Annotated in this window: 13 protein-coding genes; all 13 read left to right on the top strand. The window is 47.9% G+C overall.

Features of this window, described 5'->3' with window-relative positions; translation table 11 throughout:
- Positions 1-30: 30 nt before the first annotated feature.
- The 13 genes from ispG (at position 31) to BLS14_RS25500 (ending at position 16,466) form a co-directional block, all read left to right on the top strand.
- Complete coding sequence (gene ispG / locus BLS14_RS25560) at positions 31-1,128, top strand: flavodoxin-dependent (E)-4-hydroxy-3-methylbut-2-enyl-diphosphate synthase (protein WP_063566714.1); 1,098 nt, start codon at positions 31-33, stop codon at positions 1,126-1,128.
- Positions 1,129-1,297: 169 nt separating this feature from the next.
- Complete coding sequence (gene lonB / locus BLS14_RS25555; protein ID WP_090954592.1) at positions 1,298-3,052, top strand: ATP-dependent protease LonB; 1,755 nt, start codon at positions 1,298-1,300, stop codon at positions 3,050-3,052.
- Positions 3,053-3,138: 86 nt separating this feature from the next.
- Entirely contained in the window at positions 3,139-5,478 is a 2,340-nt protein-coding gene (gene lon, locus BLS14_RS25550; protein ID WP_072735421.1) for an endopeptidase La, read from the top strand.
- A 155-nt stretch (positions 5,479-5,633) separates the two neighbouring features.
- Positions 5,634-6,287, top strand: coding sequence for a ribosome biogenesis GTP-binding protein YihA/YsxC (gene yihA, locus BLS14_RS25545; protein ID WP_063566717.1), 654 nt, complete (start codon positions 5,634-5,636; stop codon positions 6,285-6,287).
- A 266-nt stretch (positions 6,288-6,553) separates the two neighbouring features.
- On the top strand, positions 6,554-7,144 hold the full coding sequence (locus BLS14_RS25540) for a non-ribosomal peptide synthetase module (RefSeq protein WP_090954590.1): 591 nt from the start codon (positions 6,554-6,556) through the stop codon (positions 7,142-7,144).
- A 569-nt stretch (positions 7,145-7,713) separates the two neighbouring features.
- On the top strand, positions 7,714-9,102 hold the full coding sequence (gene hemA / locus BLS14_RS25535) for a glutamyl-tRNA reductase (protein WP_063566719.1): 1,389 nt from the start codon (positions 7,714-7,716) through the stop codon (positions 9,100-9,102).
- A gap of 14 nt (positions 9,103-9,116) precedes the next feature.
- The gene (ccsA, locus tag BLS14_RS25530; RefSeq protein WP_371121670.1) at positions 9,117-9,944 is read left to right on the top strand and encodes a cytochrome c biogenesis protein CcsA; all 828 of its coding nucleotides are present in this window, start codon (positions 9,117-9,119) and stop codon (positions 9,942-9,944) included.
- On the top strand, positions 9,907-10,599 hold the full coding sequence (locus tag BLS14_RS25525; RefSeq protein ID WP_256336667.1) for a precorrin-2 dehydrogenase/sirohydrochlorin ferrochelatase family protein: 693 nt from the start codon (positions 9,907-9,909) through the stop codon (positions 10,597-10,599). The genes ccsA and BLS14_RS25525 overlap by 38 nt, the downstream gene beginning before the upstream one ends.
- A gap of 2 nt (positions 10,600-10,601) precedes the next feature.
- Positions 10,602-11,558, top strand: a complete 957-nt coding sequence (gene hemC, locus BLS14_RS25520) for a hydroxymethylbilane synthase (RefSeq protein ID WP_090954588.1) — start codon at positions 10,602-10,604, stop codon at positions 11,556-11,558.
- Positions 11,559-11,562: 4 nt separating this feature from the next.
- Complete coding sequence (gene cobA / locus BLS14_RS25515) at positions 11,563-13,125, top strand: uroporphyrinogen-III C-methyltransferase (protein WP_090954586.1); 1,563 nt, start codon at positions 11,563-11,565, stop codon at positions 13,123-13,125.
- A gap of 107 nt (positions 13,126-13,232) precedes the next feature.
- Positions 13,233-14,234, top strand: a complete 1,002-nt coding sequence (gene hemB, locus BLS14_RS25510) for a porphobilinogen synthase (RefSeq protein WP_079696601.1) — start codon at positions 13,233-13,235, stop codon at positions 14,232-14,234.
- Between the two features lie 22 nt (positions 14,235-14,256).
- Positions 14,257-15,561: a glutamate-1-semialdehyde 2,1-aminomutase gene (gene hemL / locus BLS14_RS25505; protein ID WP_090954584.1), complete on the top strand. Its 1,305-nt coding sequence runs from the start codon at positions 14,257-14,259 to the stop codon at positions 15,559-15,561.
- Complete coding sequence (locus BLS14_RS25500; RefSeq protein ID WP_090954582.1) at positions 15,558-16,466, top strand: RluA family pseudouridine synthase; 909 nt, start codon at positions 15,558-15,560, stop codon at positions 16,464-16,466. The genes hemL and BLS14_RS25500 overlap by 4 nt, the downstream gene beginning before the upstream one ends.
- Positions 16,467-16,521: the final 55 nt, after the last annotated feature.

Genomic DNA, 16,521 nt, shown 5'->3' with positions numbered 1-16,521 from the left:
GCTTTGACGTTGTGGGGAGAGAAATCACTCATGTTTTTAAGACAAGATACACGACCCGTAAAAGTGGGTAACTTAACGATTGGTGGCAGCAACGAAGTCATCATCCAGAGCATGTGTACAACGAAAACGGCAGACGTTGAGGCAACCGTGGCAGAGATTTTGCGTTTGGAAGAAGCAGGCTGCCAAGTGGTGCGTGTAACGGTGAACAATGAGGAAGCTGCAGCAGCCATCAAGGAAATCAAAAAACGGATTAATATTCCGCTCGTAGCGGATATCCATTTTAATTATAAACTGGCGCTCCTTGCGATTGAGAACGGCATCGATAAAGTACGGATTAATCCCGGCAATATCGGTAAACGTTCCAAAGTAGAGGAAGTCGTCAAAGCTTGTAAAGAGAAGGGTATTCCGATTCGGATCGGGGTAAACGCAGGATCTCTGGAGAACCATTTGCTCGAAAAATATGGTTATCCAACAGCTGATGCTATGGTAGAAAGTGCACTTTATCACATTGGCATTCTAGAAGAATTGGATTTTCACGATATTATCGTGTCTCTCAAAGCATCGGATGTGCCGATGGCGATTGAGGCTTATTCCAAAGCGGCTGAGATCATCAAGTATCCGTTGCATTTGGGCATTACCGAGGCGGGTACATTGTTCTCTGGTACAATCAAAAGTTCTGCCGGTATGGGTGCCTTGTTATCCATGGGCATTGGTTCGACGATGCGGATATCGCTTAGTGCGGACCCGGTTGAAGAGATCAAGGTTGCTCGTGACCTGCTCAAAACCTTTGGTCTGATTTCAAATGCAGCTACGCTGATTTCCTGTCCTACCTGTGGCCGTTTGGATATCGATCTGTTCTCCATTGCGAATGAAGTGGAAGAGTATATCTCCAAACTTAAGGTGCCGATCAAAGTATCGGTGCTGGGTTGTGCTGTTAACGGTCCGGGTGAAGCCAAGGAAGCGGATATCGGTATTGCCGGTGCACGCGGAGAAGGCTTGTTATTCCGTCATGGTAAAATGATCCGTAAAGTGCCAGAAGAGATCATGGTTGAGGAATTGAAAAAAGAGATCGACAAAATCGTGGAGTCTTATGAAGCGACAGGCGTTATTCCTGGCCGCTCGCACTGATTGATTTATATATCGTTTTGTAACAGTCCGTCAGCATTGACGGGCTGTTTTTTGTTCTCAAACATACAATTTCCTGATCACCCGTTTACGTCTCGGTGAAAAGGCTATACTACCAAGTATTAGCATGATCTCGTATGAGAATAGGGATAGAACAGGAGGATGTTGAGACATGGAATTTGGTATGGTCATAATGATGATTCAGTTATTTTTTGGTGTGGTGATCGGTTTGTATTTCTGGAATTTACTTCGAGGGCAGAAAACGAATCGCGGTGCGGTGGAGCGTGAATCCCGCAAGGAACTGGAGAAGCTGCGGAAGTTGCGCTCCATTTCACTCACCAAGCCCCTGTCAGAGAAGACACGTCCGGCAACCATTAATGACATTGTAGGGCAAAAAGACGGACTTCGCGCCCTTAAAGCCGCGCTATGCAGTGCTAATCCACAGCATGTCATTATATATGGACCTCCAGGGGTAGGTAAAACAGCTGCTGCAAGGGTGGTTTTGGAAGAAGCCAAAAAGAATCCGTCATCTCCCTTCAAGGCCGATGCCAAATTCACGGAACTTGACGCCACGACGGCGCGTTTTGATGAACGGGGTATTGCTGACCCTTTGATTGGTTCAGTGCATGATCCGATCTATCAGGGAGCAGGAGCGATGGGCGTAGCAGGCATTCCACAGCCGAAACCCGGTGCCGTTACCAAAGCGCATGGAGGGATGCTTTTTATTGATGAGATCGGTGAACTGCATTCCATTCAGATGAATAAACTGCTGAAAGTATTGGAGGACCGCAAGGTGTTTTTGGAAAGTGCGTACTATAACTCGGAAGACACGCATACTCCTGCTTATATCCACGATATTTTTCAAAATGGTCTGCCAGCCGATTTTCGTCTTGTCGGAGCGACGACTCGATCGTCCCATGAACTGCCTCCAGCCTTGCGCTCGCGGTGCATGGAGGTCTATTTCCGTCCATTGCTGCCGGAAGAAATCGGGCAAATTGCGGAAGACGCTGTACAGAAAATCGGATTCAGTCCATGTCCAGAGGCAGTTGATGTGGTTAAGCGCTATGCAACCAATGGCCGTGAAGCGGTCAATATCATTCAACTCGCTGCTGGGCTGGCTTTGACTGAAAAACGTGAAACGCTGCAGGCGTCGGATGTGGAATGGGTCGCTGGCAGCAGCCAGATTCAGCCCCGGCCAGATCGCAAGGTGCCTATGCGGCCACAGATCGGTTTTGTGAATGGCTTGGCCGTATATGGACCGAATATGGGCACCATTCTGGAGATCGAAGTATCCGCTGTTCCGACTCTTCGAGATCAGGGACGAATTAACATCACGGGAGTTGTGGATGAAGAAGAGATTGGAGGCGGTTCGCGCATACTCCGGCGAAAAAGCATGGCTAGAGGCTCGGTTGAAAATGTGATAACCGTATTAAAGGCCATGGGCATTCGTCCTAACGACTATGATTTACACGTCAACTTCCCAGGTGGAACGCCAATTGATGGCCCATCTGCGGGGATTGCCATGGCGACAGCTATTACATCAGCCATCCAGGGGCGTCCGATTGACCATGAGACAGCGATGACTGGCGAGATCAGTATTCATGGCCGGGTAAAACCGATCGGCGGTGTACTCGCCAAAGTGGAGGCTGCATTCCAGGCGGGCGCCAAAACGGTCATTATTCCGGCAGAGAACTGGCAGTCCATCTTTGAAAATCTGGATGGCTTACGAGTTATCCCGGTCGATACCGTTGAAGACGTATTCCGAGAAGTATTTGACTGGGTGCCTAATGAGGAGCAAGCCAAACAAATCAACCTTGCGGAGGAGACAGCAACACCTGCACCGGAGATTTTCCCGCCGGCATCCGCATCCTATTTACGTGCTGACTTGCCCCGTCCAGGACAGGTTACAGATTCGGGAAGCTGCTAAGCGCTTCCCTTCATTGGTTTTTTATGTGAACATTTGATAGAATAATGAATGACTACAACCTGAGAGCCATTGGAGGTGCGAAAGCGATGGGACCGAGCAAAGCGAAAGGTCGTCGTTTTCCTTTACTGCCTTTAAGAGGACTTCTCGTCTACCCGAGTATGGTACTGCATCTCGATGTGGGCCGGGAGAAATCGGTCAAGGCTTTAGAAAAAGCGATGGTAGAAGAACATTTGATTCTCCTATGTTCCCAAGCCGAGGTAAATATTGAAGAACCAACACAAGAGGATATTTTCAGAATCGGAACGGTTGCCAAGGTCAGACAGATGCTGAAGCTTCCAAACGGGACGATTCGTGTACTTGTGGAAGGCTTGGAACGGGCTGAAATCATTGAATATACGGACAACGAGGAATACTATGAGGTTCTGGCACAAGAGCTTCCTGAAGAGGAGAACAGTCATCCGGAAACAGATGCGCTGATGCGTACAGTTCTGAACCAGTTCGAAAATTATATTAATCTGTCCAAAAAGGTTACACCTGAGACACTTGCGGCTGTGTCTGATATTGAAGAACCAGGTCGCTTGGCCGATGTCATCACCAGTCACCTGTCTTTGAAGATCAAGGACAAACAGGAGATTTTGGAGACCATCGACGTTCGTGAACGGCTGGAGAAGTTGCTGGACATCCTGAACAATGAGCGGGAAGTACTGGAGCTTGAACGCAAAATCAGCCAGCGCGTGAAGAAACAGATGGAGAAAACCCAGAAAGAGTACTATCTGCGTGAGCAGATGAAGGCGATTCAAAAAGAGCTGGGTGAGAAAGAAGGCCGTGCCGGGGAGGTTGAGGAACTCCGAAATCAAATGGAGGCTCTTGGCTTGCCGGACAAGGTGAAGGAAAAGGTTGAGAAAGAAATTGATCGGCTGGAGAAAATGCCATCAAGTTCTGCCGAAGGTGGCGTTATCCGCAACTATGTGGATTGGCTGCTGGGACTGCCTTGGACGCAGCTGACAGCTGACGATCTGGATATTCAAAAGGCTGAAGATGTGTTAAATGCAGATCACTACGGTTTGGAAAAACCGAAAGAACGTGTGCTTGAATATCTGGCTGTTCAGAAGCTGGTGAAAAAGCTTAAAGGACCGATCCTCTGTCTGGTTGGACCTCCAGGGGTTGGAAAAACCTCGCTTGCCCGCTCTATCGCCAGATCCCTTGGACGTGAATTCGTCAGAATATCGTTGGGTGGCGTGCGAGATGAAGCGGAAATTCGCGGTCATCGACGTACCTATGTGGGCGCAATGCCAGGTCGAATCATTCAGGGCATGAAGACAGCGGGTTCACTCAATCCGGTATTCCTGCTGGACGAGATCGATAAAATGGCTTCAGACTTCCGCGGAGACCCTTCCGCAGCGTTGCTCGAAGTACTTGATCCTGAACAGAACAACACATTCAGTGATCACTTTGTAGAGTTGCCGTTTGACTTATCTAACGTTATGTTTATTACAACTGCCAACACAGTGCATAACATTCCACGTCCGCTTCTGGACCGGATGGAGATGCTCAATATTCCGGGGTATACCGAGCTGGAGAAGCTGCAAATTGCCAAAAACTATTTGCTGCCGAAACAGAAACAGGATCATGGTCTGGAAGAAGATCAGCTGAATATCGGGGATGACAGCATGTTGCGTGTCATTCGTGAATATACACGAGAGTCCGGCGTGCGGAATCTGGAACAGCAGATGGCTTCGTTGTGTCGGAAAGCGGCCAAAAACATCGTGTCTGGTGTGGAAGGTCAGATTAACATTACAGCAGATGAAGTGAAGGATTACCTTGGTCCGGGTAAATTCCGCTACGGTATGGCCGAACTGGAAGATCAGATTGGTACTGTGACGGGACTGGCGTGGACTGAAGTGGGTGGAGATACCCTCGTGATCGAGGTTACCGTTGTACCTGGTACAGGCAAGCTGACGCTGACAGGTAAACTGGGCGATGTCATGAAGGAATCGGCTCAGGCGGCATTCAGCTACACCCGATCCAAAGCTGCACAGCTTGGCATCCCGTCTGACTTCCACGAGAAGAACGATATCCATATCCACGTTCCGGAAGGAGCCATTCCGAAGGATGGACCATCCGCAGGAATTACAATGGCGACTGCGTTGATCTCTGCTCTAACGAACAAACATGTCTCCAAAGATATTGCCATGACCGGCGAAATAACGCTGCGTGGCCGTGTGTTGCCAATCGGCGGACTTAAGGAAAAATCACTGGCGGCCCACCGCGCCGGTTACAAAAAAATATTATTGCCCAAGGATAACGAACGGGACCTGCGGGATATTCCGGACAGCATCAAAGAAGATGTGGAATTTGTTCCTGTAGCCCATATGGATCAGGTGCTGCAACATGCGCTTGTGGAACAGGCAGGAATTCACCTGTAGCCCGTTAAACGAGGGATCGTATGAAGAGTAAACCGTTCTGCGGAAGCTTTGGCGTCCGCTGGAACGGTTTTTTTGGTATGATAGAACAATCCATGGCATAATACCAACAGCAGCTCTAATTAAGAGCACAGGATTCAAGAGAGGACAGATACATTATGAAAGTAAATCAATCCGAATTTATTATCAGTGCCGTTCGGCCTGAACAATACCCCGAGGACGGCCTGCCCGAGATTGCCTTGGCGGGACGATCCAATGTAGGGAAATCATCTTTGATCAACCGTTTGATTAATCGTAAAAACTTGGCACGGACGAGTTCTACCCCTGGTAAGACACAGCAACTGAACTATTATAAGATCAATCAGGATCTCTACTTCGTCGATTTCCCGGGATATGGCTACGCTAAAGTTTCCAAAGAGCAACGCTTTGCCTGGGGCAAAATGATGGAGAAGTACTTGTTGGGACGCGAGGAATTGAAACTGGTCATGCAGATGGTGGATATGAGACATGAACCGTCCAAGGATGACATGATGATGAATGAGTGGCTCCGCCATCATGGCTTGCCTCTGGTAGTGGTTGCGACGAAGATGGACAAGATTCCAAAAACACGTAGAGCCAAACATATTAAAGTCATCAAGGAAGCTTTGGATCTTCGCCCGGGTGATCTGTTTGTTCCGTTTTCATCGGAAGAAGGTTTAGGAAAAGAAGAATTATGGGAGATCATTACCCGCTTTGCCGGAATCGGTCAAGCTTCAGCGGAAGAAGAGTCACAGGCTGAGGAAAATCACGCAGACCACGAAATTAACGGATAACCGGGGATTACGCCATTTTGATGCAGGAAAGCGAGCAACTGGGGTGGATCTTTGATGCAATCAAGGATTAATCCATATTTTATGGATTTTCGTGAACATTCATTGTTTTATTTTGGGGCGAAATAGCTATACGGTAGTGTATAATGAGTATAGGTGCATTTGCGCCAACAGTACCAAAGTAGCGGCCTTGCCGACCTGAAGAATTTTGAGATCACTGCCACATGTGCAGGAAGACAAAACAATCGGGAAAGAATTGAGGAGATTTTATGGCTCAGCGATTAGCCACAGAGTATGTTAAAGCCACTTTGAAATTGTCAGAACCCCAGATGCATCAGTTTTTACGCATGACAGAAGATGGCCGGATTCATCAACGAGTGAAGGTGATGGAGAATGGCTGCCAGGAAATTGTGCTCGTAGATGTGAGTGGAGAAGAAGTTCATTTCCCTTTTGATCGTAGGGAAGGGTTTTACATCTGTGAGTTATCTTGCCGCCTGGTAAACCATTATCTGACGAACGTAGTCCGGAAGCTCTTTATGACTTTTAAGGGTGATGGCGTTGTTCATCGCATTTATGAGGAGTTTACCATGACGTATGTTTATACGCAGGGCGTTGTCCGTAAAATTGTGGAGCAGATCGGCGAGAATACCCGTGTCATCTACGAATACAAAAATACGTTGCTTGAATTGCAGCGTGTGTTCCAGGCTCGAGATATTGAACGCGAGATAAACCGGTTATACGCCGAGGTTGATTCGTTACTTAATACAAGAATGGATGCTTCTACTTCTGATCAACTCCAGCAGATTGATAAAAAGCTTGCGCGCCACCAGAAACGGCTGTTTGAGCTTGAAGCCTACTGACCCAAAAGAGTGAATTATACAAGTATTTAACTAACCATCCCCTAATGCTCTGATCTGGTACATTCCAGGTAGAAGCGAAAGGGGATTTCTTGATTTCGGGAGCTTGATGGATACGAATCTTTTATTTTTTGATCTTCCTAAAGGGGTTGCATTCCCTTTGGATAGATGTTATTTTTAATCTCATTGAAATGAAAAGAATAAAGGAACCAAGTACGCAAGAAACGCGATTGAATAACGACAGCATGAATAATGTTCACATATCGGGATGGAACGAAGATCATCCCAAACCTGAATAGTCATGGAGCCATCCATGGCTATTTGTTTTATATGGGATTTTCATGAATCTTTATCATTAAAACAAGTATTTAACGCATAACGGTGAAGATTGGTGAGACACTACAATAAATGACAATGCATAAGATGATTTACATGGGGATTTCATAAACATTTCATAAAAATGGCCCGGTCATACTATGGATGTGTGATATAATTAACCATGTCAATCATAAATGGATGAACATATGTAGAAAACACTTTGATTGGAAATTTATTAGGCAGGTGAACTTGCAATGCACATCGTTGTCGTTGGTTTGAATTATCGCACGGCGCCTGTAGAGGTTAGGGAACGATTCACATTTGCAGAAAAGGACTTGTCTGAAGCGCTGCAGCAGCTCAAGCTGACCAAGAGTGTATTGGAAGGTGTAATCGTAGCCACATGTAACCGTACCGAGTTGTATGTTGTGGTAGACCGTCTTCACATGTGTGGTTATTTTATTCGGACGTTCATGGAACAATGGTTTAATGTTCCGCGGGAAGAATTTACGCAACACTTATATATATATGAAGATGATCAAGCCATGCGCCATTTGTTCCGTGTCATTTGTGGGCTGGATTCCATGGTTATTGGTGAGACTCAGATTCTTGGACAGGTGAAACAGGCTTTCTTCAAAGCACAGGAAGAGAAAGCTACTGGGACCTGGTTTAACATGCTGTTCAAACAGGCTGTTACATTGGGCAAACGGGCACATTCGGAGACTTCGATCGGAGAGAGTGCGGTATCTGTAAGTTATGCTGCTGTAGAACTAGGCAAGCGTATCTTTGGTATGTTCACGGATAAGAAGGTGCTGATTCTGGGTGCCGGCAAAATGAGTGAACTTACAGTAAAACATCTGTATACCAATGGAGCCTCCGAAGTCATTGTGGCGAATCGGACACTTGCGCGAGCTGAGGAATTGGCAGCGAAGTTTCGGGGGACCCCTTGTACGATGGAACAGGCACTAGAGCGACTGAACGAGGTTGATATTGTCATTAGTTCGACGGGGGCCGAAAGATATGTACTGGATGCCACTGTGGTTCGAGAGAGCATGAAGCGTCGTCAATCGCGTCCACTGTTCCTGATTGATATTGCTGTTCCGCGGGATATCGATCCGGCGATCGGCGAGTTATCCAATGTATTCCTTTATGATATTGATGATTTGGAAGGAATCGTGGAGAGCAATCTGGAGATGCGTAAGGTGGAAGCTGCCAAGATCGAGAAAATGATTGAACTTGAGATGGAAGATTATTATCAATGGCTCAAAACCTTGGGCGTTCGTCCTGTCATTCGGGCATTGCAGGAAAAAGGTGCTTCCATTCATGAAGAAACGATGGATAGTCTGTTTAATAAATTGCCTGAACTGGATGAACATCAGCGTAAAGTTATCCGCCGTCTGACGAAAAGCATCGTGAATCAAATGACGACAGATCCGATTAACCGGATTAAGGAAATGGCTGGTACCAAGCATGGTGATGAAGCGCTGCGCATGTTTACTCAGATCTTTGCTCTGGAGGATGCCGTAGAGGGGGCCGCTGAGAAAGTAAATCAGAGCGATGCCACGGCTCTGCGCAAACCGGATGCCGTTCATCTTAACGATTCCCGGCAAGACCCCGTGCCGGCTTATGCTCCGGCAGGCGTATAAGGCGGGTGGGCAGCTTGACCCTAGCTGAACAAATCTATGAAGCTTTAATCTATATGTATGCCCTGAGCCTACTGTTCTATTTCTCGGACTGCATTCGACGCAATGCTGGGGCGAAGCGGACAGGCACAGGGTTTCTTGTTGTTGTATGGGCACTTCAGGTGTTCCATGTCATTTTACGTATGTTAACCGAAGGGCATTTTCCAATCTACACCACGTTTGATTTTTTGTTTATATTTTCATTTAGCATCGTACTAATGTCTCTAGTGATGACTCGTATTCAACGTTCCGAATTTGTCATTTTGTTGCTGAACGTGGTTGGTTTCTCGGTTACAGTGTTGAACCGGTTGTGGTTTACAGCAGGTGAGATATCTCTGCATAACTGGCAGACAGTGCATGGATTGCTTATTATGCATATCACCTTGGCCAATCTTGGTTTTGCGGCTTTGACGGTGGGTGCTGTATTTGCCATGTTATATCTGTTTTTGCACCGCAAGCTGAAGAATAAGAAATGGAATGATACCGTACGTCGTCTGCCGAGTCTCGAAGTGATCGGCAAATATATGGATGGGGCTACACTGATTGGCACACCTCTCCTTGGTGTTTCTATCATGCTCGCGGTATTGTCCATTGTAGCCGAAACGCGCTGGAGCCTGCTCTTGGATCTCAAGGTTATTGCAACGGGGCTTGCCATAGCGATCTATGTGGGGTACTTCGTCTTTAAGAGAAGAAAACAGTTCTCCACAGTTATTATGGCGAGATGGACGCTGATCGGATACGGCTTTGTCATTATCAGTTTTTTATCCAATGCGTATTCAGCGTTTCATCGTTGGACGGGAGAGTGAAGGGATGGAACGGTACACGCCAATATTTGTAGATATATCAGGGAAATCCTGCTGCGTGGTTGGAGGCGGACGTGTTGCTGAACGTAAAATAAAAGGTTTGCTTCATGCGGAAGCGCAAATTAAGGTGATTAGTCCGGAAGTTACGCCAACGTTACAACAATTGCATCATGATTCCCGAATTCAATGGCTGGCCCGGTCCTACCGCAACGGAGATTTGCGGGGGGCCTTTCTCGTATATGCAGCAACGGACCATAGTGAAGTGAACACAGCTGTTGTCCAAGAAGCTGAAGATGCGGGTATACTGGTTAATGACGCTATATCTTCTGAGCGAAGTACCTTTATTACACCAAGTGTGGTCAGGCGTGGCAGACTGAGCATTGCGATATCGACCGCTGGAGCAGGGCCTATAGCCGCAGCGGAAATTCGTGACACATTGGAACAGCAATTCGGAGATGAGTACGAGACATATATTGAATTTTTGTATCAGATGAGGATGGAAGTAAAGGCACGTGTATCTTCACCAGGTGTCAGAGCTAAATTACTCCGTCGTTTAACCGAAATGAATGTACTGGAAAAGATCCGTGCAGGTCAGTTTAAGTGGTGGACCGAAGAACAAATTGGGGACTGGATATCCCATAATCAGGAGGACATGTAGACATGCGGACAATTAAAGTGGGAAGCAGACAAAGCGCACTTGCTTTGACCCAGACAGGCCATGTAATTCAAGATTTACGTGATATTTGTGAACGGGAAGGATTAGCTTTTGATTTTGAAGTACATAAAATTGTTACAAAAGGAGATTTGATTCTCGATGTAACCCTGTCCAAAGTCGGAGGCAAAGGACTGTTTGTCAAAGAGATTGAACAGGCGATGATGGATCGTACGATTGATATGGCTGTTCATAGCATGAAGGATATGCCTTCCGAGTTGCCCGAAGGGTTGACAAACGGGGCTGTTCCGCGCCGTGCGGATCCACGTGATGCACTAATTTCGAATGGTGGACTCACATTGGATCAATTGCCAGAAGGTGCAAGAGTGGGAACGAGCAGTCTGCGTCGATCCAGTCAACTGAAAGCATACCGTCCGGATTTACAACTCGAATCGCTTCGTGGCAATATTGATTCCCGTCTGCGCAAGCTGGAGACAGAAGGTTTTGACGCTATTATTTTGGCTGCCGCTGGACTGTATCGAATGGGCTGGCAGGATCGGATTACGGAATATCTGTCAGAGGAAGCTTGTCTTCCCGCAGTAGGTCAGGGTGCGCTTGGCATTGAATGCCGTGAAGACGATGCGGAACTGCTCCATCTGTTGCAGTTGTACAACGATCCGGAAACCGCATTTCCTGTGTTGGCTGAACGTCGCTTCCTTAGTGTATTAAATGGGGGCTGTCAGGTTCCGATTGGAGCTCATGCCGTATGGGTGAAACAGCAAGATGCAGATTCCCCGAATGGACAAAACACGTTACAATTAACAGGTATGGTCGGTACGCCGGACGGTGGACTGATTCTTAAAGAAGCAATGACGGGCAAAGATCCGGTTCGTCTTGGGGAAGAAGTGGCTTGGAGATTGATTGAACGGGGTGCAGAGCAGATACTGGCAGAAGTTAGGGGATGAAGACATGGTGGGGAAGGTCTTTTTGGTTGGTGCAGGTCCAGGGGACGCCAAGCTGATTACGGTAAAAGGCTGGGAATCGATCGGTCGAGCAGATGCTGTTGTTTACGATCGGTTGGCTAGTCCAAGATTACTCAAACAAATGAAGCCCGGCGCGGTTAAGATATATGTGGGTAAACGGCCGGATCGACATACGATGAAGCAGGAAGAAATCAACCAGCTGTTGGTTGATCTCGCACTGGAAGGCAAGGTTGTGGTCCGGCTTAAAGGGGGAGACCCGACGATATTCGGACGCGTAGCTGAAGAGGCTGATCTGCTGCGCAAAAACGACGTTCCTTTTGAAATCGTACCTGGTGTAACCTCAGCAATAAGTGTACCTGCTTACGCTGGAATACCTGTGACCCACCGCGACTATGCTTCCTCTATTTCCATCATTACGGGGCATGAGAGTCCGGACAAGCTTGATCGCAGTATTCATTGGGATAAAGTGACGAATGCAACAGGCACACTGGTATTTATGATGGGCGTCTCCAAAATTGGATATATCAGCGAACAGTTGATTCGCCACGGACGCCCTGCGCAAACACCAGTGGCATTGATTCGATGGGGAACAAGAGCAGAGCAGGATACGATCACAGGTACGCTTGAAGATATTGAAGCAAAAGTCATCGCTGCGAATTTTCAACCACCCGCTGTCATTGTTGTTGGTGAGGTGGTGAACCAGCGCGAACAATTGAAATGGGCGGAAGCACTGCCGCTGTTTGGCAAACGCATTTTGGTGACGCGAGCACGCAGTCAGGCTAGTGAATTGGTCAACCGGATCGAGGAACTTGGCGGTGAACCTTATGAATTTCCGGTAATTGAGACCGTGATGCCATCAGGGGAGTCGGCACAGGAAAGTGTCAAACGGGCGTTTGGTGCGTTAAATACGTTTGACTGGGTATTTTTCACGAGTGTAAACGGGGTGGAATTCTTTTTCCGTCATTTGCAGCAACAGCGAAAAGATATTCGCTCCATTCATCAAGCGAGAATTGCGGCGGTAGGGCCTTCCACTGGGGAAGCTTTGCGTAAGTATGGCATCGTGGCGGAAGTCATCCAAGGACCATTTCAGGCCGAAGGTATGCTTGAAGCTTTTGAAAATGAACTGAATGAAGGGCAGAGGGTTCTTTTACCGCATGGAGATCTCGCGCGCTCCTGGTTGCCTGAACAGTTGAGGGAGCGGGGACTTCTGGTCACCGAGGCGATTATCTATGACACCATTCTGGCTGGCGAGGATGACGATGAACTGCTGAAGCTGCTTGAAGAGGGCGGCATTCATGCGATGACCTTCACAAGTTCATCTACCGTCACCAATTTTATGAGCATTCTGAAACGGATGGGATTGCAGGACCCCTTGCCTTTATTGGAAAATGTAGAGGTTGCATGTATCGGGCCTGTTACAGCGAAGACGGCAGAAGCAGCAGGCTTGAAGGTCACAATGATGGCTGAAGAAGCAACCATTGAAAGTCTGATTTCTGTGTTGTCTGAGTGGAAACGAAAGCCTGCCACAGAAGCTGTATTTCCACGTTAAACCTATAAATTGAACCGCAATCGATAGATGAAGCGTGCTGAATTCTTTACGATACCGGCGCGCTTCGCTTTTTGCTCCACATCACTATTCAGGGAGGTTTCACACGTATGAGTTTTCCAATTGTGCGGCATCGCCGTTTACGTCAATCCACAGGTATTCGCAATATGGTGAGAGAGACCCATTTGACTGTGGATGACTTTATCCAACCCATCTATGTTACTTATGGTGAAAATGTAAAATCCGAAATCAAATCCATGCCGGGCGTATTCCGCTTCTCGCTGGATCGTCTGCAGGAAGAAGTGAAGGAGATTGCCGATCTGGGTATTCCGGCTGTGCTCTTATTCGGTATTCCTGAAACCAAAGACAGTGTTGGTTCGTCTGGATTCGCTGAAGATGGTATTGTACAGGAAGCAACGAAGCTGATTAAGTCCTGGTATCCTGAGCTGCTGGTTGTTGCTGATACCTGTCTGTGCGAATTCACCGATCACGGTCATTGTGGTATGGTGCACACCGTGGAAGTGGACGGTCACATTTGCGGAGATGTTCTCAATGACGAATCATTGGAGCTGCTCGTGAAAACAGCGGTATCCCAGGCTAAAGCTGGAGCGGACATCATTGCACCATCCAACATGATGGATGGATTTGTCCAAGCGATTCGTGCCGGGCTGGATGAGAATGGTTTTAGTCATATTCCGATCATGTCCTACTCCGTAAAATATGCTTCGGCATTCTATGGTCCATTCCGCGAAGCCGCGGATTCCACTCCACAATTCGGAGATCGCAAGTCGTATCAGATGGACCCGGCGAACGCTCGTGAAGCATTGCGTGAAGCCGAAACCGATGTGCTCGAAGGCGCGGACATGTTGATGGTGAAACCTTCACTGTCCTATCTGGATGTCATGCGTACGATCAAGGACCAATTTGATCTGCCACTGGTTGCTTACAACGTAAGTGGAGAGTATGCCATGGTGAAGGCAGCGGCGATTCAAGGCTGGATTGATGAGAAGAAAGTGGCTATGGAAATTCTGCTGAGTATGAAACGTGCGGGAGCAGATATGATTATTACGTACTACGGAAAAGACGCTTCACGCTGGTTGGCCGAGAAATAAATTTATATTAAGGAGGATGTTCATGACTGCACAACAAGGAACTCGTCGCAATGATGAGCGCTCACGCAGCGCATTTGAAGAAGCCAAGCAGTACATACCTGGGGGTGTGAACAGTCCCGTTCGTGCGTTCAAATCGGTGGGGCTTACCCCGATCTATGCAGAGCGCGGAGAAGGCTCCAAAATCTATGATATTGATGGCAATGTTTTTATTGATTATGTGGGATCCTGGGGTCCGCTCATTATGGGACATGCGCATCCTGACGTTGTAGAAGCTTTGCGTGAGACAGCCCTTAAAGGAACAAGTTTTGGTGCACCAACATTGCTGGAGACAGAGATGGCAAAACTCGTCTGTGACCGTGTGCCTTCGATCGATATCGTACGAATGGTAAATTCCGGTACGGAAGCAACCATGAGTGCAATTCGGCTGGCACGTGGTGTAACCGGACGCAGTAAAATTTTGAAGTTTGAAGGATCATATCACGGGCATGCCGATAGCTTGCTGATCAAAGCAGGGTCTGGTGTAGCAACACTAGGTCTGCCTGACAGCCCTGGTGTTCCTGAAGGTGTGGCTATGAATACGATTACGGTTCCATACAATGACCTGGAGTCAGTGAAGCTTGCTTTTGAACGTTATGGTGAAGAACTGGCTGCCGTCATTGTGGAACCTGTTGCAGGTAATATGGGAGTTGTGCCACCCGTTTCAGGTTTCCTTGAAGGCCTGCGCAATTTGACGTCTCAATACGGCAGTCTGCTCATTTTTGACGAAGTCATGACCGGTTTCCGTGTAGGGTTGAACTGTGCACAGGGACGATATGGCGTTACACCTGACCTGACTTGTCTGGGTAAAGTAATCGGTGGCGGGCTTCCGGTGGGCGCTTATGGCGGCAGACGTGATCTGATGGAACAGATTGCTCCGACCGGACCGATCTATCAGGCAGGTACACTGAGCGGTAATCCACTGGCTATGGCAGCAGGTTATACGACACTCAAATTGTTGACACCGGAGGTCTATGATCGTCTGGAGACACTGTCTGCACGCTTGCAGGCTGGGTTTGAGAAGAATGCAGCAGAGACAGGTGTAGCCATGACGATTAACCGTGTTGGTTCGATGGTATGTCCATTTTTCAGTGCTGTTCCAGTTACGAATTATGATATTGCCAAAGAAAGCAATCTGGATCAATTCCGTCGTTACTTTGCGGCCATGATTGATCAGGGTGTAAGTGTTGCACCTTCCCAATACGAAGGCATGTTTGTTTCTGGCGTGCATACGGAGCAGGATATTGACGATACGATCGAGGCAAACCGTAAGGCTCTTCAATCATTATGACCATTAAAAGTTGGAAACGTCGTGGGGAATGGCTTGAGCTAATGCCAGGCAAAGCGGTGACAGGCAGTTCAGACAGGCAAACGGCTGCAGAGCAATGGCTCTTGTCTGAGCTTCAGTTACCAGAGAAAATGTTGCGTCAGCTAAAGACGAACCAAGGCATACAACTCGCAGGGGACCGGCTTCGGCTGGCCCTTTTTGCGTCTCAGCCGATCGATGTTGAACCGCGTTGGGCGGATATCGATGTTCTGTATGAGGATGACTTCTGTCTGGTCGTGCATAAACCGGCCGGAATGAAGCTTCATCCCGATGGGAGCCGGGCGGATCAAGCGATTACGCTGGATCATGCGGTTGCGTCTTATTACGAAATGAATGGAATTCAGGCGAATGTACGCCATATTCACCGTCTGGACGAGGACACAACTGGACCTGTTTTATATGCCAAAAATGCTTTTGCCCTCGCCAAACTGGATGAAGCGATGCGCCGTAAAGACATTGGGCGCCATTACGTCGCCATTGCAGGCGGTCAGATATCCACGGAGCTGAATACAATTGATGCTCCGATTGGGAAGGACAGGCATCACAAGCAACGCAGACGTATCTCTGAAGGTGGGCAGGACGCTGTAACTCACGTGGAGATCGTGGAGGTATGGGATAGGGCGACCCTTGTCCGGCTGACACTGGATACAGGACGCACACACCAGATTCGGGTGCATTTAAGTTATGCGGGGCATCCCCTCATCGGAGATGAGTTATATGAAGGCAGAAGGGATTCTATTGGTCGACAAGCGCTTCATGGTGAGACACTGAGTTTTGCTCATCCACTGACAGGTGCTCGAATTGAAGTGGCAGACCCTTGGCCGCAGGATTTTGAACAACTGGTACAACGGGAAGGCAAGGACCAATAAACTGGGAAGGTTTGCACAAAAGGTGGCATGCTCATCTCATTCAAGGCATATAGAT

Source organism: Paenibacillus sp. OK060 (assembly GCF_900101205.1).
Lineage (GTDB): Bacteria > Bacillota > Bacilli > Paenibacillales > Paenibacillaceae > Paenibacillus > Paenibacillus marchantiae.
This window is presented reverse-complemented; position numbering and strand designations above follow the sequence as displayed.